We start from the raw sequence: 20,442 nt of genomic DNA, 5'->3' as shown, positions 1-20,442 counted from the left end.
CGTTATAGGGTGAGTCGGCCGATGGCCTGGTGCAGCGTGCCGGCCAGGTCGGCCAGCGCCACGCTGTCGGTGGTCGAGGTGGTGGCCTGGCGCGTCGTGTCTTCGGTCACGTCACGGATACTGACCACCGCACGGTTCATCTCTTCTGCGGCCTGGCTCTGCTGCGCGGCGGCCACCGCGATCTGCGTGGTGTTCTCGCGCATCTGGGCCACGGCCCCGGCGATCTGGGCGAGGGCCGAACTGGCGTCCTGCGCCTGACGCACGCAGTCGTCCGCCTTGAGCGAGCTTTCCTGCATGAATTCCACCGCATCGCGTGTGCCTGCCTGCAGGGTGAACACCATGCCGGTGATCTGGTCGGTCGAGGCTTGCACACGTTTGGCCAGGTGGCGCACTTCGTCGGCCACCACGGCGAACCCACGCCCCAGGTCGCCTGCGCGTGCGGCCTCGATGGCAGCATTGAGCGCCAGTAGGTTGGTCTGTTCGGCGATGCTGTGGATGACGCTGACCACACCGTTGATCGTCTGGCTGTCATCGGCCAGTCGTCGAATCGTCTCGGCGGTCTGCTGCACACCGCTGGACAAGCCGGCGATCGCATCCTGCACACTGTCCACCACGGCCTTGCCGTTGACTGCCAGGGTATCGGTGGACTGCGACAGATCGCGGGTGGCCCCGGCATGCTCGGCAATGTGATGCACGGTCGCGGACATCTGATTGATGGCAGTGGCTGCCTGGTCGGTTTCGCCCTGTTGCCCCAACATGCCCCGACGCACCTCCACCATGCTGTCCGCGAGCCGCCTGGCGTTGGCGTCCAGTTCGCGTGCGGTGTGCGCGACGGTGCCGACCACCTGGTGATAGCTCGCCTGCATGGCATTGAAGGCCGCAGCCATCTGCCCGATCTCGTCACCGCCCGCCACCGGCACGCGTGCGCTCAAATCGCCCGTGTGCTGGGCCTGCAGCATGACGGCCTTGAGCGTGTCGAGTCGCCCGAGCAGGAAGCGGATCAGCAGTTGCGAAGCGGCGAGCATGACCAGCATCAGCAGGGTGACACACAGCGCATACTGCCCGGCGCGCGCCATCAGCAACTGACGCAGGCTCGGTACGTCGGCCAGCCAGGCTTGACAGCGTTCGTCCTGACACGTCACATAGGCGCCGACGTGCGGGTGGTTGCCCAGTACCCAGGCGCTGGGCAGCGTGACCCAGCCTTGTGCGGCAGTGGGCAACGCCAGTGTGCGCCCGGCCAGCGTCGGGGTTTCGCCTGTCGTCCAGACGACCCGACCGTGCTGCTCGGGCAGTGGCTGACCACGGGGCCATTGGCTCGCCAGCTCGGCCTGGGCATGCAGCGCCTGACGCAGCGAATCGATACGGCCTTGCTGCTCGGTATGGAGCGCGAACAGCACCAGCAGCAGCGTGGTAAAGAACGCCACCGCGTTGACGGCCCAGAATTTGTATTTCAAGGAAAGGTTGTCGAGCCGGACACGCATGGCAGGGGGTCTCTGAAGTGACGACAAGAGTATGGGCAAGGTGCCATCATCTTGCCCAAGCCCTGCGCCCTGGGCGTTGACCTGAATCAATCGATAGCCGGCAGCCCAAAGAAGGCGCGGGCACACGCGGTGCTCCGTTGGGCCAGTCGGGCAGGGGATTCACCTCGGTGACGCGCCACTTCATTGAGCACCTCCGGGAGAAAGGCCGGCTCGTTGCGTCCATGCTTGGGCTTGGGGCGCAGGCTGCGTGGCAGCAGGTAAGGCGCATCGCTTTCCAGCATTAACCGATCCTGGGGAATACTGCCGACCAACGGGTGCAGGTGCGTGCCACGGCGCTCGTCGCAGATCCACCCAGTGAGGCCGATGTGCAGGTCCAGGTCCAGGTAGGCGAACAGCGCCTGCCGCTCTCCGGTGAAGCAATGCACCACGGCGGCCGGCAGGTGGTCGCGATAGGCCTTCAGGATCGCCAGCATCCGTGCGCTGGCATCGCGTTCATGCAGGAAAACCGGCAAGCCCAGCGCCACTGCCAAGGCCAGTTGGGCTTCGAAGGCTTTCTCCTGCTGTGGCCGCGGTGAAAAGTCGCGGTTGAAGTCCAGGCCGCATTCACCGACCGCCTTGACCCTGTCGTGCTGCAGCAGTGCCCGCAGTCGACGCTCGCTGTCGACCGTCCACTCGCTGGCCTCATGGGGGTGGACCCCTGCCGTGGCGAACAGCCGTTGGCCGGTCTCGTCCCAGCGTTCGCACAAGGCCAGCGACTGTTCGCTGACCGGAAGGCTCGTCCCCGTCACGACCATTTGTACCACGCCCGCGTCGAGCGCCCGCTCCAGTACCTCGGCGTGGCGATCATCGAAGCTGCTGTGGGTAAGGTTGACGCCGATGTCGATCAGTTGCATGAATCCAGGCCTTTGAGAAGAAAAATGCGTGCGGGAACCGCGTTAGGCTAAGCCGCAAAGGGGCTTGTCGACAACCTGCGGACCCCGCCGCACACCTTCCCAGTGACGCACCGCGTGTCGGGTAACCTGAACCCGTGGGTGCAGATCCTCGAACTTGCTGGCATTGCCGAGGTCTCTTAGCCTTCATTCGACGACAATGGTCGCTTATGTCCGGGAGTTCGCGCCGCTGGACCTGTGAGTCACCTGCCACTGCCCTGCGAGGCGGTGTGTTCGCCGTGCTCATGGCGCTGATGGCGTTCCCTGCGCTGGCCCAAGTCAGTGGTCCTGCTCAGCACGCGACGCCCACCAAGGCGCGTGACCTGAAACAGGTGCAGACGAGCCAGGTCTTGCGTGTGCTGGTGAACCAGAGCCGCAACAGTTCAGGCCAGGTCAAGGGCGAGCCCGTGGGGGTCGAGTACCATCGGCTGCGTGCACTGGAGCACTACCTCAACGCGCGTCAGCCGGCAGGCCGTCCCGTCCACGTGAAAGTCATTCCGCGTGCCAAGGAGCAGCTGCTGGCTGCCCTGAAGCGCGGCGAGGGCGATCTGGCCGCGCCGGGTGAACTGCTCGATCCCACCCTGAGCCAAGGCCTTGCCGCGACGGTGCCTGTGACCGACGGGGTGATCTTGCAACTGGTCGGGCGCAAGGGTGGGCGCAGCTTCACACGTCTGGATCAGCTGTCGGGCAAGACCATCGCCTTGACCACCGGCAGTGCGGCAGGTCCCGTCCTGCGCGCGATCAACCAGGACCTTGCCAGGCGCAAGCGCGCACCCATCAAGGTCGAATGGGTCGACCCGAGCCTGGCGGTGGAGGATGTGCTGGAAATGGTTCAGGCGGGCATCTACCCGTTGACCATCGTCGAGCGCCCCATCGCGCAGCGGTGGGCACGGGTGATGCCTCGCCTGCGCCTGAACGGACGGCTGAAACTGGCGCCACCGCGCGCCATGCGCTGGTACGTGCGCCAGGATGCACCTGCCCTGCAGGCGGCGGTCGACGGCTTTCTGAAGGGCTACCAACCGCCCAAGAACCGGGATGCGTTGTTCGAGCGTCTGTACAAGCGCCAGTACCGTGTGCACGACCCACTGGCCCAGCGCCGTCGGCTGGAGACGGTACGTCCGGTGTTGCAGAAGCATGCGGCCGCCCAGGACATGGACTGGCTGAACCTGGCCGCCCTGGCCTTCAAGGAATCGACCCTCAACCCCGCCGCACAAGGGTCCGGGGGCGCCCATGGCCTGATGCAGATCACGCCGTCCGCCGCGCGACGGGTAGGGGTGCGCGACACCGCCACGGTGGATGGCAACGTCAAGGCCAGTGCGCGCTACCTCGCGTTGCTGCAGCGCACGTTCTTCTCCAGCAAACAGCTCAACGAGCGCGAGCGCATGGCCTTCACCCTGGCGGCCTACAACCTGGGTCCTGAGCGCGTCCAGGCCATGCGCGCCGAAGCGCGCCGGCGTGGGCTCAATGGCAACCAGTGGTTCTTCCAGACCGAGCGCATCGCCATGGAGCAGGTCGGCATGGGGCCGGTCAACTTCGTCAACAGCATCAACAAGTACTACCTCGCCTTCGATCGCGAGCGCTCCTCGCTCGAGCGCACCGTGCGCCGCTGAGTCAAGGCTTGTAAACCGTCGCAGGTCGCTCTAGCATAGCGATCGCGCCGATTTAAACAGCTACTTGCGGGGCGCGGGACACGCCACGTGCCAGTCCGAAATACCGCTAAAGCGCTGGTTCGGTGACGCCTCCCACCGCTGCCCAGCGAGATTGGCGAGGCGGAGAACGCATCATGAGTCATTCATCCAGCTGCCCACGCACCAGCGTCTGCCTGAGCCCCCTGGCCAAGGCCTCTCCCACGCGCACCCCACGTATCCTGTTGGGCGGCCATCACCAGCCGACCTTGCTGCGCCACCTCGACGGTCTGTCCCGGCGCAAGGGCCAGGCACGGGCGTTCCTGATCCAGTTCGCCGACGTCGGGCAGGACTTGTCCAGCCATGCGGACGATCAGTTCGACCTGGCGGTGGTGCAGGCGCCCGTGGGCCGCGAGGCCGGCGAGATCATCGGTCACCTGACCCGTATCGCGCGGCAAGGGTTGATCACCCGCGGCTGAGCCCGGTCGCGACTGTAAGGAGCCCTGTGTGAGCACCAACATCATCACCACCGCCGGTCATCTGGCCCTCAAGCAGGAGCTCGACCACCTGTGGCGCGTGTACCGCCCCGAGATCACCCAGAAGGTGGCCTGGGCCGCCTCGCTGGGCGATCGCAGCGAGAACGCCGACTACCAGTACAACAAGAAGCTGCTGCGCGAGATCGACCGCCGGGTGCGCTACCTGCGCAAGCGCCTGGAAGACGTCAAGGTGGTCGCCTACGCGCCGGAGCAGGAAGGCAAGGTCTACTTCGGCGCCTGGGTTGAGATCGAGAATGACGAGGGGCAGATCCTGACCTTTCGTGTCGTCGGCTACGACGAGATCCACGGGCGTAACGACTACATCTCCATCGACTCGCCCATGGCCCGTGCGCTGCTCAAGAAAGGGGTGGACGATGAAGTGGTGGTGCAGACCCCGACCGGGGAGGCGACTTGGTACGTCAATCGGATCTGGTACGACGTGCCATGAAGCGACGGTGATGCACACTGGGCCTCGGCGCCCAGCGTGCAGAGGGCTGGCGTCGCCCCTCAGGATTCTCGCAAGACGGTCAAGGGGCTGGCCGTCAATGCCCGTCGCGTGCCCACGATGCCCGCGGCGCCGACCAGAAGCGCACCGAACAGCGGCAGCGCCAGCAACCCCGGGTGCGGTGCCCAGGGCAGGGCGAAGGCGAAGCGGTACAGCACCAGGGTGATCAACTCGCAGCCGAGCGCCGCCAGCAGGCCGCTCACGGCGCCCAATAGTCCGAACTCGATGCGCCGAGCGGTCACCAGCAGCGTGCGTCTGGCGCCCAGAGCGCGCAGCAGGGCGCCCTGGCGAATGCGTTCGTCCAAGGTCGCTTGCAGGCCCGCGAACAGCACGGCCAGCCCGGCCGCCAGGACGAACAACAGGACGAACTCCACGGCCAGCGTCACCTGCTTGAGGATGCTGCGCAACTGCTCGAGCAAGGCATCGACTTGCAACAGCGTGACCGCCGGGAAGGCGCGCGACAGCGTCACCACGGCCTGATCGTGCCCGGGCGCCAGGTGGAAGCTGGTGAGGTAGGTGGCAGGCAGCCCTTGCAGGGTGTCGGGCTGGAAGATCATGTAGAAGTTGGGCTGGAAGTTGTCCCAATGCACCGAGCGCATGCTGCTGACCTGGGCCTGGCGCAGCTCGCCACCGATGTCGAAGCGCAGCACGTCGCCCAGCTTCAGCGCCAGGCTGCGGGCCAGTTCGGCTTCCACCGACACGCCAGGCACCGCGCCAGGCATCGGCGCGGCCTGCCACCACTGGCCTTCGGTCACTTCATTGCCGGCGGGCAGGTCGGCGGACCAGGTCAGGCTCAGATCGCGTTGGACGGCACGTCCGCCCGTGGAGTCCTCGGCCACGCGTTCGCGTACCGGCTGATCGTTGATAGCCACCAGGCGTCCCGGCATGACCGGGTAGAGCGGGGCAGCCGTGGCGCCGATGGAGGCCAGGTGCCGGACGAAGGGTTCGCGCTCTTCCGGCAGGATGTTCAGCGCGAAATGGTTCGGTGCGTCTTCAGGCAACTGCGCCTGCCAGTTGTCGAGCAACTCGCCACGCAGCAAGGCGACCAGGGCCATGGCCATCAGGATCAATCCGAAGGCCAGGGCTTGTCCGGCGGCCGACAGGGGGTGGCGCAGCAACTGGCCCAGGCCCAGTCGCCAGGCCAGCGGCGCATCGCCTAGCAGGCGACGTACACCGCGCAAGCCCAGCAGGAGCAGCCCACCGAGCAGCCCTGCCGCGACCAGGCCGCCCCCTAGCAGCGCGAACGTGAGCAGCAGGTCGAGGCTCAGCCGCCACATGATCAGGCCCAGGGCCAGCAGCGCCGTGCCGTACACCAGCCAACTGCTGACCGGCACCGGCAGCAGGTCACGGCGCAGCACGCGCAGGGGCGGGACGCGGCCCAGGGCAGCCAGGGGCGGCAGGGCGAACCCCGCCAACGCCACCAGCCCCGTGCCCATGCCTGCCAGGGCAGGGGCCAGGCCACCGGCCGGTACGTCAGGCGGCAACAGCCCTTGCAGCAATCGGAACAGTCCCAGTTGCGCCAACCAGCCGAGGAGGGCGCCTGTACACGCCGCCACCAGACCCAGCACGGCCAACTGCAGGCAGAACAGGCTCAACGCCTCACGACGCGAGAGCCCCAGGCAACGCAGCAGGGCACTGGCGTCGAGTCGTCGCGCCGCATAGCGGCTGGCCGACAGGGCGACGGCCACGCCTGCCAGCAAGACCGCCACCAGGCTGGCCATGTTCAGGTAGCGCTCGGCCTTGCCCAGGGCGCCGCCGATCTGCTGATTGCCATCGCGCGTATCGCGCAGGCGCTGGTTGGCGCCCAAGGTCGGTTCGAGCTGGGTACGGTACTGGCTCAGCGCCGTTGGGTCGCCACGCCACAAGTCACGGTAGGTCACACGGCTTCCGGGCTGGATCACGCCCGTGGCCTCGAGGTCCTTCAGATTGATCAGTACGCGTGGCGTCAAGCTATAGAAGTTGCCTGCGCGATCCGGCTCGTAGGTCAGGACCCGCGCAATGCGCAGCGTCTTCTGGCCAACGTCGATGCGCTCGCCGATGGCCAGGTCCAGGGCCGCCAGGAGACGGGCTTCCACCCACGCTTCGCCCGGCGCCGGGCCGCCCCCCGGCGTCTCCGGCGCATAGGGCGCTGCAGCACTGCGCACCTGGCCACGTAACGGGTAGGCTTCATCGACGGCCTTGATGCTGGACAGCTGAATACCCTGGTCCGAGGCCACCACGCTGGCGAACTCGACCACCTGGGCAGCGGTCAGGCCCGACGCACGCCCGATGCCCTGCTGTGTCTGCGTCGCTGGCGAAGACCCTTGCAGCACCAGGTCGGCCCCCAGAAACTCGGTGGCGCGCAGTTGCATGGCGCCATTGAGGCGCGCGCCGAAGTAACCGATGGCGGTGCTGGCGGCGACGGCCACCAGCAAGGCGAAGAACAGCACGCGGACCTCATGGGTGCGCGCATCGCGCCAGACCTGGCGCAGGGCCAGGCGGCACAGTCGAGAAAACGGAACCCCGCTCATCGTGGCGCCTGCTCGGTGACCAGTTGGCCGCCTTCCAGACGAATCGAGCGTCGGCAGCGTTGCGCCAGCCGCCCGTCATGGGTGACCAGCACCAGGGTCGTGCCGCGCTCCTGGTTGAGCTCGAACAACAAGTCGCTGATGCGTTCGCCCGTCTGGCTGTCCAGATTGCCGGTCGGCTCATCGGCGAACAGCACCGAGGGCTGTGCCGCGAAGGCCCGTGCAATCGCCACCCGTTGCTGTTCGCCTCCCGACAGTTGGCGGGGCGAGTGGGTCAGACGCTGCCCCAGGCCGACGCGCTCGAGCAAGGCGCGGGCCTGTTCGCGTGCGTCGCTGCGGCCTTCGAGCTCCATGGGCAGCATGACGTTCTCCAGCGCGTCGAGGCTGTCGAGCAACTGGAACGACTGGAACACGAAGCCGACATGCTCGGCACGCACCTTGGCCCGCTGGTCCTCGTCGAGCGGCCCCAGGTCATGACCGGCCAGCACCACCGTGCCGCTCGTTGGCTGGTCGAGGCCGGCCAGCAGCCCGAGGAGCGTGGATTTGCCCGAGCCCGAGGCCCCGACGATGGCCAGGCTGTCGCCCTGGTCGAGCGACAGGGACAGCGCGTGCAGAATGGTGAGGTCGCCTTCCGCGCTGGGGACCACTTTGCTAAGGTGCTGGGCAACGAGAATGCTGGGGACCATGGAGATTCCAATGCGAAGGTGGTGGATGAGTATCGGTCTTGCAGCGTGCTGCCTGGCCCAGAGCGCGATGGCCGGCACCGTCCTGGTGGTCGGTGACAGCATCAGTGCCGGCTTCGGCCTGGATCCTGAACACGGTTGGGTGTCCCTGTTGCGACAGCGGGTGCAGGCCGAGGGTTTCAAGGACCAGGTGGTCAATGCCTCGATCAGCGGTGACACCAGCGCTGGCGGGCAAGCGCGTCTGCCAGCCCTGCTGTCCAGGCATGCGCCGACCCTGGTGGTGGTGGAACTGGGCGGCAACGATGGCCTGCGTGGGCAGCCGCCCCGGCAGCTGGAGAAGAACCTGGGCCACATGATCGATGCGGCACGTGCCGCGGGCGCCAAGGTGGTGCTGCTCGGCATGCGTCTGCCGCCCAACTATGGCGTGCGTTATACCACGGCCTTCGCACGGGTCTACGAGGACCTGGCCCGGCAGAAATCGGTACCGCTGGTGCCGTTCTTCCTGGAAGGGGTCGGCGGGGTGCCGAGCCTGATGCAGGCCGATGGGATTCATCCTGCCCAGGGCGCTCAGCAGCGGCTGCTGGAAAACGCCTGGCCGGTGATAAAACCGCTGCTCTGACGCTTTTATCGGGGGCGGCTTTCGGCTAATGTGGCGCCCCCCGCTCTGGAACACCTTGATGCCGCGCCCTGCCTGGTCCCTTCATGCCTACCAGTTGATCGAGCCTGACGATCAGCTCGACCTGTTCGCTTGTCAGGAAGTGCGCGTGCACCTCATCGCTCGCCAGCTGGAACTGGGTGCACCGGTCGACCGTACGTTATGTGGAGGGCTGCTGCCAGCGCAGCCGCGTTGGTCGTCCGTCCCCCCGACGGTACACCGTGACAGCCGCCTGTGTCCGCTGTGCAAGGCCATTCTTGACGCCCAGCGGCGAGGCACGCGACCCGTCTGGCCGGAACTCTGACCGCCGTTGATCATCTCAATGGCTAACCTGGCCGTGTTCCATGCCGAGGGCTTGTACGCCGGTATACAATCGACGCTCTTGCCCTCCCTGACGAAGGATTTACCGGATGTTGCAGCAATTTCCCGCCGTCGCGCGTTGCCTCTCCCTGGCCGCCTTGCTGGCCACAGGACCTGCGGTGGCGTTGGAGTTACCGCTGCCGCCGCCTGGTGAGGACATCGTCGGCCAGGTCCAGGTGATCAAGGCCAAATACGAAGACACGTTCGCCGACCTTGGGACGGCCAATGACCTGGGCTACCTGGAAATGATCGCGGCCAACCCGGGCGTGGACCCCTGGTTGCCGGGCGCCGGCACTGAAATCGTGTTGCCGACGCGTTTCATCCTGCCTCCAGGGCCACGGGAGGGCATCGTGATCAACCTGGCCGAGTACCGTATGTACTACTTCCCCAAGGACGAGCCCGTCGTGCACACCTACCCGCTGGGGATCGGGCGCGAAGGATGGGGCTCGCCGATCGCGACGACCAAGATTATCGCCAAGACGCCCAATCCGACCTGGACCCCACCGGCCTCGATTCGCGCCGAACATGCCGCCGACGGCGATATCCTGCCGGCCGTGGTGCCGGCAGGACCCGACAATCCGCTCGGACCGTTCAAGTTCACCCTCGGGTTACCCGGTTACTTGATCCACGGTTCCAACAAGAAGTTTGGCATCGGCATGCGCACCAGCCATGGCTGTTTCCGCATGTTCAATAATAATGTACTGGAACTTTCCGAACGCGTACCGGTCGGCACGCCGGTGCGTATCATCAATGAGCCTTACAAGTTCGGCAAGCATGCAGGCGCCGTGTACCTGGAAGCGCACACGCCGCTGGATGACCATGGCGATCCTTCGGTCGTCGACACGCACACGGCATTGGTCAACACCTTGCTCAAACGTGACGACCTGACCCAGCACGTACGCATGGACTGGGACAAGGTGAGGGACGTGCTGGCTGCCGAAGATGGTCTGCCGGTCGAGATCGCCACACCCCTCGATGCCTCGCAGTCGACGGCGAAGGTATCGGACATACCTGACGAGCTACGCTGAAGGCGGTGTCGGTCCCTGGCGCTTGTCGGCGTGTGAACAGGTCGGCAAGCGATCCCAGTCGGCATGGCCTGGTCGAACGAGCCCAGGCCCGCCATGAAAAAAGGCCGGCCCCCTGTGGGGGTCGGCCTTTTTTCAATCCCTGAGGATGCTTACTTGCGGCTGGCTTTGTCCAGCATGCGCAGGGCGCGCTCGTTGGCTTCGTCAGCGGTCTGCTGAGCTTTCTGAGCAGCAGCCATGGCGTCGTCGGCTTTGCGGTAGGCTTCGTCGGCACGTGCCTGGGCGCGAGCGGCAGCGTCTTCGGTAGCGGTCAGGCGGGCTTCGCTTTCTTTGGTGTGGCTGCTGCTGCAACCGGTTGCCAGGACGGCGGCCAGAGCCAGAGCAGAGAATTTCAGAGCATTGTTCATCGTGTTCCCCTCAAGGACTTTAATCTAGTAAGTAGCCATCTCTCGCAAAAGAGAAACTGGCCGTCGTACATACTACTCATTACTTGTAGTAAGTAAACGGACATTGCGCAAGAAATGTGAAAAAAAGGGTATGTCCTCCAAGGCCTGTGTCGGTCACTCTTGGGGTGCCATGGTCGACGTCAAAAGCGTGCATAAAAACGCAACTTTTCCTGGAACCAACTTGCTCATTTCATGTCGGGTTTTGTTGGTCTTCCTACTGTCACTTTCTTTTCGTCTACATGGCCTGTTGATCGCACGGCTGACGTCATTCTGTCATTTCGAGAGGTTGCCGCTTGAGCAACCTCGTCCCACGCGCTTACTATCAGGAAAGCTTGCCCACTGCTGCTGGAACGACGCCTGTACGAAGCGTGATTTCCCGAGTGTGGTGCAGGTCGAATGCACAGTCGATCAAGAAAAGGTCTAGGCAAGGGCCTACTAGGAGTTGCAATGAACGAAGCGCTGACCATTCACCATGACCAGGCCGGTCATCAATTCGAAACCAGCGTGGACGGTCATCGTGCCTACCTGACGTACATGGACCTGGGCAAGCAGACCTTGGACATCTACCGGACCTTCGTGCCCAACGCGTTGCGCGGACGCGGCATCGCAGCGGCCCTCACCGAGCAGGCGTTGGCCTACGCCGAGCAGATGGGTTACACCGTCATTCCTTCGTGTTCGTACGTCGAGCGATACATGGAGCGGCATCAGCGCCAGGTGCACAAGACCTGATCGGCGCTGGCGTGACCTGAGCGTCCTCCAAGGCGCCCGGCAGGGCCGGACGCCTTCGCGCTCATCGGTATCAATCACTCACCGCGCTGACGATGCGGCAGTACATCCTTGAGCTTGTCGCGCATGCTGCGCAAGGCTTTTTCCGTCGCGGACCAGTCGATGCAGGCATCGGTCACCGACACGCCATACTGGAGCTCGGACAGGTCCTTGGGGATCGACTGGCAGCCCCAGTTCAGGTGACTTTCGACCATCAAGCCGATGATCGACCGATTGCCTTCGACGATCTGGTTGGCCACGTTGTCCATGACCAGTGGCTGCAAGGCCGGGTCTTTGTTGGAGTTGGCGTGGCTGCAGTCGACCATGATGTTGGCCTTGATCCTGGCCTTGGCCAGGTCCTGCTCGCACAGGGCGACGCTGACCGAATCGTAGTTGGGCTTGCCATTGCCGCCACGCAGCACCACGTGCCCGTAGGCGTTGCCCTTGGTGGTGACGATCGAGACGCCACCTTCCTGGTTGATGCCCAGGAAACGGTGCGGTTTGGAGACCGACTGCAAGGCGTTGATCGCCACGGTCAGGCCGCCGTCGGTGCCGTTCTTGAAGCCCACCGCCGAAGACAGACCCGAGGCCATCTCACGGTGCGTCTGCGATTCGGTGGTGCGGGCGCCGATGGCCGACCAGCTGATCAGGTCCTGCAGGTACTGCGGCGAGATCGGGTCAAGCGCTTCGGTGGCGGTCGGCAGACCTTTCTCGGCCAGGTCGAGCAACAGCTTGCGTCCGATGTGCAGGCCGTCCTGGATCTTGAACGAGTCATCCAGGTACGGGTCGTTGATCAGGCCTTTCCAGCCGACGGTGGTGCGCGGCTTCTCGAAGTACACACGCATCACCAGGTACAGCGTGTCGGATACCTCGTCGGCCAGCACTTTCAAACGTTCGGCGTACTCGTGCGCCGCGTCGATGTCGTGGATGGAGCAAGGGCCCACGACCACGAACAGGCGATGATCCTTGCCGTCCAGAATGTTGCGCACCACGTCGCGACCGGCCGTCACGGTCTGCAAGGCGCTGGCGCTGAGGGGGAGCTCCCGCTTGAGCTGATCGGGGGTGATCAGCGTCTCGTTGGAAGCGACGTTAAGGTCATCGATCGGTAAATCAGCCATCGTGTTACTCGTCAGGTCACGGGCGTCGGCCGCCAGCAAACCCCGTGCGGCCCAGCCGCTGGATTGTTCGAGGCGGGGAGCCGAACCTTATCGCGTTATACAGGGCGGAACAATGCTTCCAGGCACGGCGGCTGCGTTTTAGACGCATGGCCTTGCAGGCCTTGGCAGCCCGATCACTGCCTGGGAGCTACCCGCGTAACGTTCGGCGTGCATTGCCTGGCACGCGCATGCCGACAGGCCAAATGTCGACCCTGCGTCTACGCTCAAGCGTGCCCTGCCCAAGCGGCAGTCGAGGAGGTCGCATGGTCCGCTCCCTGCTGTACGCTACCGACCTGGGGGCTTACGCGCCCCTGGTGCTGCAACACGCACTGGCCCTGGCACGTGCATTCCAGGCCGAGTTGCATGTGGTTCATGTGGTGGAACCGATGGGGCGGTTCGCCGAGTCGCTGTTGCAGAGTTATCTGGATGAGCGCACCTTGGATCGGCTGCACAGCCAAGGCGTCGGTGTGGTCATGGCGAACATCGAGCAACAGGTGCTGGACACCTTCCGGCAGGAACTGGGCGAGACGGCCGACCTGGCGTTGATCAGGGCCGTGCGAGTGCGGCAGGGCGATCCGGCCCATGTCATTCTCGATCAGGTTCAACGTCTTGGCGTCGATCTGCTGGTGTTCGGCAGTCATGCCCAGCGCGACGATGGCGACGTTCCGGTCGGACGGACAGCTGCCCGGCTGGTGCAGCTGTCGCCCGTGCCGGTGTACATGGCGCCGCTGATGCGCCAGGTCGACCGTCGCATGGACCCACATGAACCGCCTGCTTCGCCGCCGACAAGAAAATAGTTCTATGTTGGCAGCGTTATCCCCTAATATGGTTATAAATCGTTGCCGGCAGCACGGCGGAGCACCGCCGATCCGAGGGATCTCTATGAAGCTTCAACAATTGCGCTACATTTGGGAAGTGGCGCATCACGACCTCAACGTCTCCGCGACTGCGCAGAGTCTCTATACCTCTCAGCCGGGCATCAGCAAGCAGATCCGTCTGCTCGAGGATGAACTGGGGGTGGAAGTGTTCGCGCGCAGCGGCAAGCACCTGACACGGGTCACGCCGGCCGGTGAACGCATCATCACCACGGCAGGCGAAATCCTGCGCAAGGTCGAAAGCATCAAGCAGATCGCCCAGGAGTTCTCCAACGAGAAGAAAGGCACGCTGTCCATCGCCACCACCCACACCCAGGCGCGCTATGCGTTGCCGTCGGTGATCAGTGGTTTCATCAAGCAATACCCGGACGTGGCGCTGCACATGCATCAGGGCTCGCCCATGCAGATCGCCGAAATGGCCGCCGATGGCACCGTGGATTTCGCCATCGCCACCGAAGGGCTGGAGTTGTTCGGCGACCTGATCATGATGCCGTGCTACACGTGGAATCGCTGCGTGGTGGTGCCGCAAGGGCATCCGCTGGCCAAGCTGCCGAAGCTGACCCTGGAGGCCGTGGCCGAGTACCCGATCGTGACCTACGTGTTCGGCTTCACTGGGCGTTCCAAGCTGGACGAAGCGTTCAGCCACCGAGGGCTGACGCCGAAAGTGGTGTTCACTGCCGCTGATGCCGACGTGATCAAGACTTACGTGCGTCTGGGGCTGGGCGTGGGCATCGTGGCCGGCATGGCCGTCGACGCCAAGCTCGACAGCGACCTGGTGGCCCTGGATGCGAGCGAACTGTTCGAGCCGAGCGTCACCAAGATCGGCTTCCGTCGCGGCACTTTCCTGCGTGGCTTCATGTGCGATTTCATCGAGACGTTCGCCCCGCACCTGACCCGCGAGGTCATGGCCAAGGCGATCCAGTGCCATAACAAGCAGGAGCTGGAGGCGCTGTTCGCGGGGGTGGAGTTGCCGGTGCATTGAGAGGGGCAGGCTAGACGCCGTGAGCTGTCGGGGCTGAACCCGCTAGGCGACAAGGGGGGCTTGTAGGGCTGATTTCATGGGCCCTGCGGGCCCAATCGCGGCCGGTCCGGCGCCCCGGCAGGGGCCGCTCCACCTGTACCGCATCGCCGATCTGCCAGCGTAGCGCAGTCTTTTGCAAGAGCGGCCCCTGCCGGGTGCCGGACCGGCCGCGCTGGGCCGCAAAGCGGCCCTGAACATCGCAACATCAGCACGGCACTCTGAACCTTCCAAAACCTCTCCACCCAATGCCGCTTGCCGCTTGCCGTCAGCTCCTGGCAATCAGGTTGCCCGCATGCAACCCGCACTCTTTCTGCGTCGACTCCTCCCACCACCAGCGGCCTTCACGCTCGTGCTGGTTGGGCAGCACGGGGCGGGTGCACGGCTCGCAGCCGATGCTGATGAAGCCCCGCTCATGCAGGCTGTTGTAGGGCAGCTCGAGCATGCGGATGTAACCCCAGACCTCGGCACTGGTCATCTGTGCCAGGGGGTTGAACTTGTACAGCGTGCGCTCGGGGGTGGAAAACGCCGCGTCGATCTCGATCACCGGCACATGGCTGCGGGTGCCAGGACTCTGGTCGCGGCGCTGCCCGGTCGCCCAGGCGCTGACGGTGGACAGCTTGCGGCGCAGAGGCTCGATCTTGCGGATCCCGCAGCATTCCCCGTGGCCATCGCGGTAGAAGCTGAACAGCCCCTTTTCCTTGACGAAGGGATCGAGCACGGCGCGGTCCGGGCTCAGGATATCGATGGACAACGCGTACTGCTCGCGAACCTGATCGATGAAGCGGTAGGTTTCCGGGTGCAGTCGACCGGTATCCAGGCTGAACACCTTGACCTGTTTGTTGAGTTTCCAGGCCATGTCGAGCAGCACCACATCTTCGGCGCCGCTGAAGGAGATCCACAGGTTGTCACCGAAATGCTCGAAGGCGAGCTTGAGGATGTCCTGGGGGGACTTGTCGGCATAGGTCGCGGCCAGGGCAGCGACGTCGAGAGGTTGGCTCATCAGGCGGTTTCCATGCGTGTAATGGCGCTGTGCGCTCGTAGTGCGCAAATGGTAACAAAATTACGCACGACGATGGACCCATGCCAGGCCCTACCTTGGTCTTCATGCCTGTCCTACAGGCCTTGCAGCGTCTCCATCAGCACGCGGACCTTGGCGATGGACTCCTCGTACTCGTCCTCCCAGCGCGAGTCGTCCACCACCGCGCCGCCGCCCCAGCAATTGACCTGGCCGTCCTTGACCAGCAGGCTGCGAATGGCGATCGAGCTGTCCATCTCGCCACGCACATCGAGGTACAGCAGGGAGCCGCAGTACAGCGCCCGGCGGGTCGGCTCCAGCTCGTCGATGATCTGCATGGCGCGGATCTTCGGCGCGCCGGTGATCGATCCACCGGGAAAGCTGCCGGCGATCAGGTCCAGCGCGTCGTGGCCGACGGCCAGCTGGCCCGTGATGCTGCTGACCAGGTGGTGGACGTTCGGGTAGCTTTCCAGGCTGAACAGCTCGGGGACCTTGACCGAGCCGACTGCACAGGTACGCCCGAGGTCGTTGCGCAGCAGGTCGACGATCATCAGGTTCTCGGAACGGTCCTTGAGGCTGGCCTGCAGCTCGGCGGCGTTGCGTGCGTCCTGCGCCGGGTCGGCCGCGCGTGGACGCGTGCCCTTGATGGGTCGGGTTTCCACTGCACCCGCGCTGACGCGCACGAAGCGCTCTGGCGAGAAACTCAGCAGCGCGCTGCCATCAGGCAGCCGTCGGTACCCGGAAAAGGGGGTTGGGCAGGCCCGGCGCAAGGCTTGGTAGGCGTGCCACGGATCCCCTTCGCAGGGCGCGCGAAAACGTTGGGTCAGATTGATCTGGTAGCAATCGCCGGCCTGGATATAGGCCTGCACCTGCTCGAAGGCCTGGCGGTACTGGTTGGCCTGAAGGTCGCCACGCATGGGCGCCAACAGGCGGAAGTGGCTGGGCGTCTGCGCAGCAGGCGTGTCGAACAGATCCACCAGCCGTTGGCGTTCCCGGGGCGCCATGCACGGGTGAAAGACCAGGTGGGTCAGGCGCCGCTGGTGATCGCTGACCAAGGCCCAGGCATACAAGCCGAGGTCTGCGTCAGGCAAGCCCAGATCGTCTCGGGCCAGTGCCGGCAACCGCTCGAGACGCCGCCCGAAATCGTAGCTCAGGTAACCGATCAGTCCCCCGACGAAGGGGGATTCGCAGCCCTCTGGCAACTGCGCGGGCCCCAGGGTCTGCAAGGCCGCGCGCAGACGCGCCAGGAAGGCATCGCCGTGTTCGTCGGCCAGGGGCTGGAACTGCTCCACGGGCCAGGCGCTGGCCAGGTCGAAGCGACCGCGTTCCGCGCCGGGGCGCGCACTGTCCAGCAGGATCGCCCCAGGCGCCTCGCGCAAACGGGCGAAATACACGGCAGGGTCGGGCTGGTAGGGCAGGGGATGAAGCGTACAGGTCGGCATGCGGATCGAAGGCGCTGAAGTCGAGGCAGCGATTGTAGTCGGCCCCGCCGTCGACGCCTAGGGCTGGCTCACAGGTCGATAGAGGGCACGTCGCGCGTTGGAGTGCAGCAGTCCAGGGCCTGAACCCGTCACGCCGGGTTTCTCCGACCGCAGAGCCTGTGGGAGCCGGCTTGCCGACGATGACGGCGGTGCAGACACCGCCATCGTTGCAGTCGCTGGGCAAAGCAGCTTTCGGACTGGGGCGCCACAGAGGCTCTGCTCAGGCGTGCGGCAGATGGCCGAACAGATTCTGCGCCACCTTCACCCGCTGCGCCGCATCCTCGTCGATACCGTCCCTGGCCAGGGCCTCGATGTGCGCCTCGATGGCATGGGTGCGCTGGGTCAGGCCGCAATCGTTGGCGATCTGGATGTTCAGCCCAGGCCGCGCGTTGAGTTCGAGGATCAACGGCCCCTTGTCCTGGTCCAGTACCATGTCCACGCCGATGTAGCCCAGCCCGCACAGCTCGTAGCAGCCTGCCGCCAGCTTCATGAAACCGTCCCAGTTGGGCAGTTGCACCCCGTCGACCGCGTTGGTGGTGTCCGGGTGCTTGCTGATGATGTTGTTCAGCCAGGTGCCGCGCAGGGTCACGCCCGTGGCCAGGTCCACGCCCACGCCGATCGCCCCCTGGTGCAGATTGGCCTTGCCGCCGGACTGCCGGGTCGGCAAGCGCAGCATGGCCATCACCGGATAGCCCATCAGCACGATGATGCGGATGTCGGGCACGCCTTCGTAGCTGATGCTCTTGAAGATCGGGTCGGGTGTGACCCGGTACTCGATCAGTGCACGGTCCCGATGGCCGCCCAGCGAGTACAGGCCGGTCAGGATGCTCGAGACCTGGTGCTCGATCTCTTCGTGGCTGATGATCTTGCCCGACACTGTCCGGTAACGGCCTTCGAAGCGGTCGGCGATCACCAGGATGCCGTCGCCCCCTGCGCCCTGGGCCGGCTTGATCACGAAGTCGGTGCGCCCGCCGATGATCTGGTCGAGCTTGTCGATGTCCTTTTCGGTCTCGATGACGCCGTACATCTCGGGCACATGAATGCCCGCGGCGAGCGCTCGCTCCTTGGTGATGATCTTGTCGTCGACGATCGGGTACAGATGGCGCTTGTTGTACTTGAGTACATAATCCGCGTTGCGCCGGTTGATACCCATGATGCCCCGGGCCTCCAGGGCTTTCCAGGTCTTGATCAGTCCGAACATCAGCTGTCAGCCTTTTTCAGGAAGGCCTTGAAGCGTACCAGCTCGGTCAGGCGGTAGCCGCGGTAGCGACCCATCGCCAGCATGAAGCCGACCAGGATCAGCAGTACCGCCGGGAAGGTGAAGACGAAGTAGACCAGCTCCGGCACCATCATCAGCAGGTGCGCCAGCGACGCGGCGAACAGCGTGCCGATGGCGACCTTCATGGCATGACCGCCGCCACGCTCTTCCCAGGTGATGGACAGGCGCTCGATGGTCATGGTCAGGATCACCATCGGGAACAGCGCTACCGACAGTCCGCGCTCCAGGCCCAGCTTGTGGCTGAACAGGCTGATCGCGGCGATCAGCACCACCACGAAGGTCAGCACCACCGACAGCCTGGGCAGCATCTGCAGCTTGAGGTGTTCGAGGTACGAGCGCAGCGACAGGCCCAGGGCGGTGATCACGGTGAACAGCACGATGCCGAAACCGAGCTGGGTCTCGCGGAAGGCCAGGGCGATCAGCACCGGGGTGAAGGTCCCCAGGGTCTGGAGGCCGATCAGGTTGCGCAGCACCAGGATCACCAGCACGCCGATCGGGATCATCACCATGATCATGAAGGTCTGCTGGGTCTGCAGCGGCAGCCCGTACAGCGAGTATTCGAGGAAGTCCGCGTCGGTGTTCTCGTCGGTCACCTTGGCCAGGCGGATGGCGTTCATCTCGCTGCTGCTCAGGCTGAAGGTGACGTTGACCTTGCGCCCGCCATCGACGGTGATCAGGTTGTCGTCACCGGTCCACCACAGCAGGCGGTCGCTCGGCAGGCCCTGTTCGCCAGTGTCGGGGTTGAAGTACAGCCAGTCGTTGCCGTTGAAGCTGCGCAGCCACAGCTCGGGCGTCTGGGGCACGTCGGCGACCAGGCGCACGGTGTGGACCTTTTCCATCGGCACGTGGGCGATGGACAACAGCAGGTCGATCACCTTGGCCTTGTTCAAGGGCGAGGTATCGCCGGCCAGCAACAGCTTGACGTTGTCGTCGTTGAGGTTGTTGACCCGCTTGATGGTTTCGCTGACGAAGGTCTCGACGTCGGCCGAATGCTGGCGGATCGGCGCCATCAGCGCTTCTGCGGCGATCTTCTCGGGGCCGTCCACCGCCAGGCTGTCACGGAAGGTCGGGCCTTTGGCAGTGGCCTTTTCCGTGCTGTAGCGCTTGGTCAACACCAGCCGGTAGTACAGCGTCTGGTTGCCGCTGGCACGGCGTGCCGACCAGGTCACCTTGCGGTTGCCGTCGGCGCGATTGACGCTGAACCCGTAATTGTTGGAGATGAAGCTTTCGGTGATGCTGACATAGTCGCGGTTCAGCGGCGGCACGAACATCTGCACCTTGACCGGGTCCTTGCTGCTGGCGACGAACTCGACCTTGGCGTCGATGTTCCACAGGTCGTCGGTCTCGTCTTCGGTCACCGGGATGCCGAGGACGAAGATCTGATAAGCCGTGACCGCCACGCCCAGCAAGACCAGGACGGTGATCAGGACTTTCAAGTGAAGGGTAAGAGAGCGCATCGGAATTACTCGGCGGTAGGAGCGACGATGGCACAGGCAGGTTTGCCGGCCGCGTATTTGAGGCTGGGATCGACCAGGGCATCGAAGTGCTTGAGCGCCTCGGCACCGATCAGCAGGGGGAACTGGAAGGCGCTACGGTCGGTGAGGTTGACCTCGATGGTGCGCCGACTGCGCCCCATGCACATGTCCAGTTCGATGACCGGCCGGGCGGTGTAGGCCTTGCCTTGCTCGGCGTCATAGTCGCCGGCCCGGCGCTTGATCTTGCTGACCCGCGCCAGGGGGCGCTCGATCGGGTGTGAATGGGCCGTGTCGATGGCCAGGTAGAAACGCACCCAGCTCTCGCCATTGCGCTTGAAACGCTTGATGTCACGGGCGCTGAGCGAGGCGGTCTTGGCGCCGGTGTCGAGCTTGGCGGCCACTTCGAGGTCGAGATCGAGCAGGCGGGCGTATTCGTTCAGACCGTAGACGGTCTTCTCCGCAGCCTGTGCCAGGGCACTGGGCACGATCAGGCAGAACAGCAATAGATAAGGCGTGAGTCTCATAATCCTGGCGCAATGCAATGCAGTGTTCGAATCAAGGCGAATGGCATGACTGCGCAAGCTCCTTCGTAGGTCCGTGGAGGCCTGAGGCTTCGACGAAC

20 protein-coding genes are annotated in these 20,442 nt (G+C 64.7%); 9 read left to right on the top strand and 11 right to left on the bottom strand.

The annotated features are described in order from the left end of the window. Positions 1-2 precede the first annotated feature (2 nt). Both G7007_RS10800 and G7007_RS10795 read right to left on the bottom strand, forming a co-directional pair. Positions 3-1,481, bottom strand: coding sequence for a methyl-accepting chemotaxis protein (locus G7007_RS10800; protein WP_181101671.1), 1,479 nt, complete (start codon positions 1,479-1,481; stop codon positions 3-5). Positions 1,482-1,567: 86 nt separating this feature from the next. Then, positions 1,568-2,374, bottom strand: a complete 807-nt coding sequence (locus G7007_RS10795) for a TatD family hydrolase (RefSeq protein ID WP_181101669.1) — start codon at positions 2,372-2,374, stop codon at positions 1,568-1,570. Positions 2,375-2,655: 281 nt separating this feature from the next. On the opposite strand from G7007_RS10795, the gene G7007_RS10790 reads away from it, so the two are divergent. The 3 genes from G7007_RS10790 to greB all read left to right on the top strand — a co-directional run bounded on the left by G7007_RS10790 (position 2,656) and on the right by greB (position 5,019). Next, a complete protein-coding gene (locus G7007_RS10790; RefSeq protein ID WP_181101726.1) occupies positions 2,656-4,020 on the top strand; it encodes an MltF family protein in 1,365 nt (454 codons plus the stop codon). Positions 4,021-4,193: 173 nt separating this feature from the next. Then, complete coding sequence (locus G7007_RS10785; RefSeq protein ID WP_181101667.1) at positions 4,194-4,514, top strand: hypothetical protein; 321 nt, start codon at positions 4,194-4,196, stop codon at positions 4,512-4,514. A gap of 28 nt (positions 4,515-4,542) precedes the next feature. Then, a complete protein-coding gene (gene greB, locus G7007_RS10780) occupies positions 4,543-5,019 on the top strand; it encodes a transcription elongation factor GreB (RefSeq protein WP_181101665.1) in 477 nt (158 codons plus the stop codon). Positions 5,020-5,078: 59 nt separating this feature from the next. Here the strand turns inward: greB and G7007_RS10775 are convergent, their stop codons facing one another. Both G7007_RS10775 and G7007_RS10770 read right to left on the bottom strand, forming a co-directional pair. Continuing rightward, positions 5,079-7,586 carry an ABC transporter permease gene (locus G7007_RS10775; protein ID WP_181101663.1) on the bottom strand — a complete coding sequence of 836 codons (2,508 nt, stop codon included), beginning with the start codon at positions 7,584-7,586 and terminating at the stop codon, positions 5,079-5,081. Continuing rightward, positions 7,583-8,269 (bottom strand): ABC transporter ATP-binding protein, encoded by a 687-nt coding sequence (locus G7007_RS10770; protein WP_181101661.1) that lies wholly within the window; start codon positions 8,267-8,269, stop codon positions 7,583-7,585. The genes G7007_RS10775 and G7007_RS10770 overlap by 4 nt, the downstream gene beginning before the upstream one ends. A 10-nt stretch (positions 8,270-8,279) precedes the next feature. On the opposite strand from G7007_RS10770, the gene G7007_RS10765 reads away from it, so the two are divergent. The 3 genes from G7007_RS10765 to G7007_RS10755 all read left to right on the top strand — a co-directional run bounded on the left by G7007_RS10765 (position 8,280) and on the right by G7007_RS10755 (position 10,309). Next, positions 8,280-8,885, top strand: coding sequence for an arylesterase (locus tag G7007_RS10765; protein WP_181101659.1), 606 nt, complete (start codon positions 8,280-8,282; stop codon positions 8,883-8,885). Between the two features lie 58 nt (positions 8,886-8,943). Then, complete coding sequence (locus tag G7007_RS10760) at positions 8,944-9,225, top strand: hypothetical protein (protein ID WP_181101657.1); 282 nt, start codon at positions 8,944-8,946, stop codon at positions 9,223-9,225. A 106-nt stretch (positions 9,226-9,331) separates the two neighbouring features. Further along, complete coding sequence (locus G7007_RS10755; protein WP_181101655.1) at positions 9,332-10,309, top strand: L,D-transpeptidase family protein; 978 nt, start codon at positions 9,332-9,334, stop codon at positions 10,307-10,309. Positions 10,310-10,458: 149 nt separating this feature from the next. Here the strand turns inward: G7007_RS10755 and G7007_RS10750 are convergent, their stop codons facing one another. Then, positions 10,459-10,713, bottom strand: a complete 255-nt coding sequence (locus tag G7007_RS10750; protein ID WP_181091169.1) for an Lpp/OprI family alanine-zipper lipoprotein — start codon at positions 10,711-10,713, stop codon at positions 10,459-10,461. A 486-nt stretch (positions 10,714-11,199) separates the two neighbouring features. Here G7007_RS10750 and G7007_RS10745 point away from each other — a divergent pair, with 486 nt between their 5' ends. Next, entirely contained in the window at positions 11,200-11,481 is a 282-nt protein-coding gene (locus G7007_RS10745; RefSeq protein ID WP_181101653.1) for a GNAT family N-acetyltransferase, read from the top strand. 74 nt (positions 11,482-11,555) lie between these two features. Here G7007_RS10745 and G7007_RS10740 read toward each other — a convergent pair whose 3' ends face one another. Then, positions 11,556-12,635, bottom strand: coding sequence for a 3-deoxy-7-phosphoheptulonate synthase (locus G7007_RS10740; RefSeq protein WP_181101652.1), 1,080 nt, complete (start codon positions 12,633-12,635; stop codon positions 11,556-11,558). Between the two features lie 302 nt (positions 12,636-12,937). On the opposite strand from G7007_RS10740, the gene G7007_RS10735 reads away from it, so the two are divergent. Together G7007_RS10735 and cysB are read left to right on the top strand one after the other, a co-directional pair. Beyond that, complete coding sequence (locus G7007_RS10735; RefSeq protein ID WP_181101650.1) at positions 12,938-13,471, top strand: universal stress protein; 534 nt, start codon at positions 12,938-12,940, stop codon at positions 13,469-13,471. A gap of 85 nt (positions 13,472-13,556) precedes the next feature. After that, the gene (gene cysB / locus G7007_RS10730; protein WP_181101648.1) at positions 13,557-14,531 is read left to right on the top strand and encodes an HTH-type transcriptional regulator CysB; all 975 of its coding nucleotides are present in this window, start codon (positions 13,557-13,559) and stop codon (positions 14,529-14,531) included. Positions 14,532-14,835: 304 nt separating this feature from the next. Here the strand turns inward: cysB and G7007_RS10725 are convergent, their stop codons facing one another. The 5 genes from G7007_RS10725 to rloA all read right to left on the bottom strand — a co-directional run bounded on the left by G7007_RS10725 (position 14,836) and on the right by rloA (position 20,344). Beyond that, positions 14,836-15,570: a phosphoadenylyl-sulfate reductase gene (locus G7007_RS10725; protein WP_181101646.1), complete on the bottom strand. Its 735-nt coding sequence runs from the start codon at positions 15,568-15,570 to the stop codon at positions 14,836-14,838. Positions 15,571-15,683: 113 nt separating this feature from the next. Next, positions 15,684-17,027, bottom strand: coding sequence for an aminodeoxychorismate synthase component I (gene pabB, locus G7007_RS10720; protein ID WP_181101644.1), 1,344 nt, complete (start codon positions 17,025-17,027; stop codon positions 15,684-15,686). A 259-nt stretch (positions 17,028-17,286) separates the two neighbouring features. Continuing rightward, positions 17,287-18,267, bottom strand: a complete 981-nt coding sequence (locus tag G7007_RS10715) for an alpha-L-glutamate ligase-like protein (protein ID WP_181101642.1) — start codon at positions 18,265-18,267, stop codon at positions 17,287-17,289. Continuing rightward, positions 18,267-19,802, bottom strand: coding sequence for an osmotic stress tolerance membrane protein RloB (rloB, locus tag G7007_RS10710; protein ID WP_181101641.1), 1,536 nt, complete (start codon positions 19,800-19,802; stop codon positions 18,267-18,269). The genes G7007_RS10715 and rloB overlap by 1 nt, the downstream gene beginning before the upstream one ends. Positions 19,803-19,807: 5 nt before the next feature. Further along, complete coding sequence (gene rloA / locus G7007_RS10705) at positions 19,808-20,344, bottom strand: retropepsin-like aspartic peptidase RloA (RefSeq protein WP_181101639.1); 537 nt, start codon at positions 20,342-20,344, stop codon at positions 19,808-19,810. Positions 20,345-20,442 lie beyond the last annotated feature (98 nt).

This window comes from Pseudomonas entomophila (assembly GCF_013523125.1).
Classification (GTDB): Bacteria; Pseudomonadota; Gammaproteobacteria; order Pseudomonadales; family Pseudomonadaceae; genus Aquipseudomonas; species Aquipseudomonas entomophila_B.
The sequence above is the reverse complement of the archived record's forward strand: the minus strand, read 5'-3'. Positions and strand labels throughout refer to the sequence as shown.

What these genes read in the sequence shown, in the direction of transcription:
- G7007_RS10800 (WP_181101671.1), bottom strand. Translation starts at nt 1,481, where the DNA reads ATGCGTGTCCGGCTCGACAACCTTTCCTTGAAATACAAATTCTGGGCC.
- G7007_RS10795 (WP_181101669.1), bottom strand. Translation starts at nt 2,374, where the DNA reads ATGCAACTGATCGACATCGGCGTCAACCTTACCCACAGCAGCTTCGAT.
- G7007_RS10790 (WP_181101726.1), top strand. Translation starts at nt 2,656, where the DNA reads ATGGCGCTGATGGCGTTCCCTGCGCTGGCCCAAGTCAGTGGTCCTGCT.
- G7007_RS10785 (WP_181101667.1), top strand. Translation starts at nt 4,194, where the DNA reads ATGAGTCATTCATCCAGCTGCCCACGCACCAGCGTCTGCCTGAGCCCC.
- G7007_RS10775 (WP_181101663.1), bottom strand. Translation starts at nt 7,586, where the DNA reads ATGAGCGGGGTTCCGTTTTCTCGACTGTGCCGCCTGGCCCTGCGCCAG.
- G7007_RS10770 (WP_181101661.1), bottom strand. Translation starts at nt 8,269, where the DNA reads ATGGTCCCCAGCATTCTCGTTGCCCAGCACCTTAGCAAAGTGGTCCCC.
- G7007_RS10765 (WP_181101659.1), top strand. Translation starts at nt 8,280, where the DNA reads ATGCGAAGGTGGTGGATGAGTATCGGTCTTGCAGCGTGCTGCCTGGCC.
- G7007_RS10760 (WP_181101657.1), top strand. Translation starts at nt 8,944, where the DNA reads ATGCCGCGCCCTGCCTGGTCCCTTCATGCCTACCAGTTGATCGAGCCT.
- G7007_RS10755 (WP_181101655.1), top strand. Translation starts at nt 9,332, where the DNA reads ATGTTGCAGCAATTTCCCGCCGTCGCGCGTTGCCTCTCCCTGGCCGCC.
- G7007_RS10750 (WP_181091169.1), bottom strand. Translation starts at nt 10,713, where the DNA reads ATGAACAATGCTCTGAAATTCTCTGCTCTGGCTCTGGCCGCCGTCCTG.
- G7007_RS10745 (WP_181101653.1), top strand. Translation starts at nt 11,200, where the DNA reads ATGAACGAAGCGCTGACCATTCACCATGACCAGGCCGGTCATCAATTC.
- G7007_RS10740 (WP_181101652.1), bottom strand. Translation starts at nt 12,635, where the DNA reads ATGGCTGATTTACCGATCGATGACCTTAACGTCGCTTCCAACGAGACG.
- G7007_RS10735 (WP_181101650.1), top strand. Translation starts at nt 12,938, where the DNA reads ATGGTCCGCTCCCTGCTGTACGCTACCGACCTGGGGGCTTACGCGCCC.
- cysB (WP_181101648.1), top strand. Translation starts at nt 13,557, where the DNA reads ATGAAGCTTCAACAATTGCGCTACATTTGGGAAGTGGCGCATCACGAC.
- G7007_RS10725 (WP_181101646.1), bottom strand. Translation starts at nt 15,570, where the DNA reads ATGAGCCAACCTCTCGACGTCGCTGCCCTGGCCGCGACCTATGCCGAC.
- pabB (WP_181101644.1), bottom strand. Translation starts at nt 17,027, where the DNA reads ATGCCGACCTGTACGCTTCATCCCCTGCCCTACCAGCCCGACCCTGCC.
- G7007_RS10715 (WP_181101642.1), bottom strand. Translation starts at nt 18,267, where the DNA reads ATGTTCGGACTGATCAAGACCTGGAAAGCCCTGGAGGCCCGGGGCATC.
- rloB (WP_181101641.1), bottom strand. Translation starts at nt 19,802, where the DNA reads ATGCGCTCTCTTACCCTTCACTTGAAAGTCCTGATCACCGTCCTGGTC.
- rloA (WP_181101639.1), bottom strand. Translation starts at nt 20,344, where the DNA reads ATGAGACTCACGCCTTATCTATTGCTGTTCTGCCTGATCGTGCCCAGT.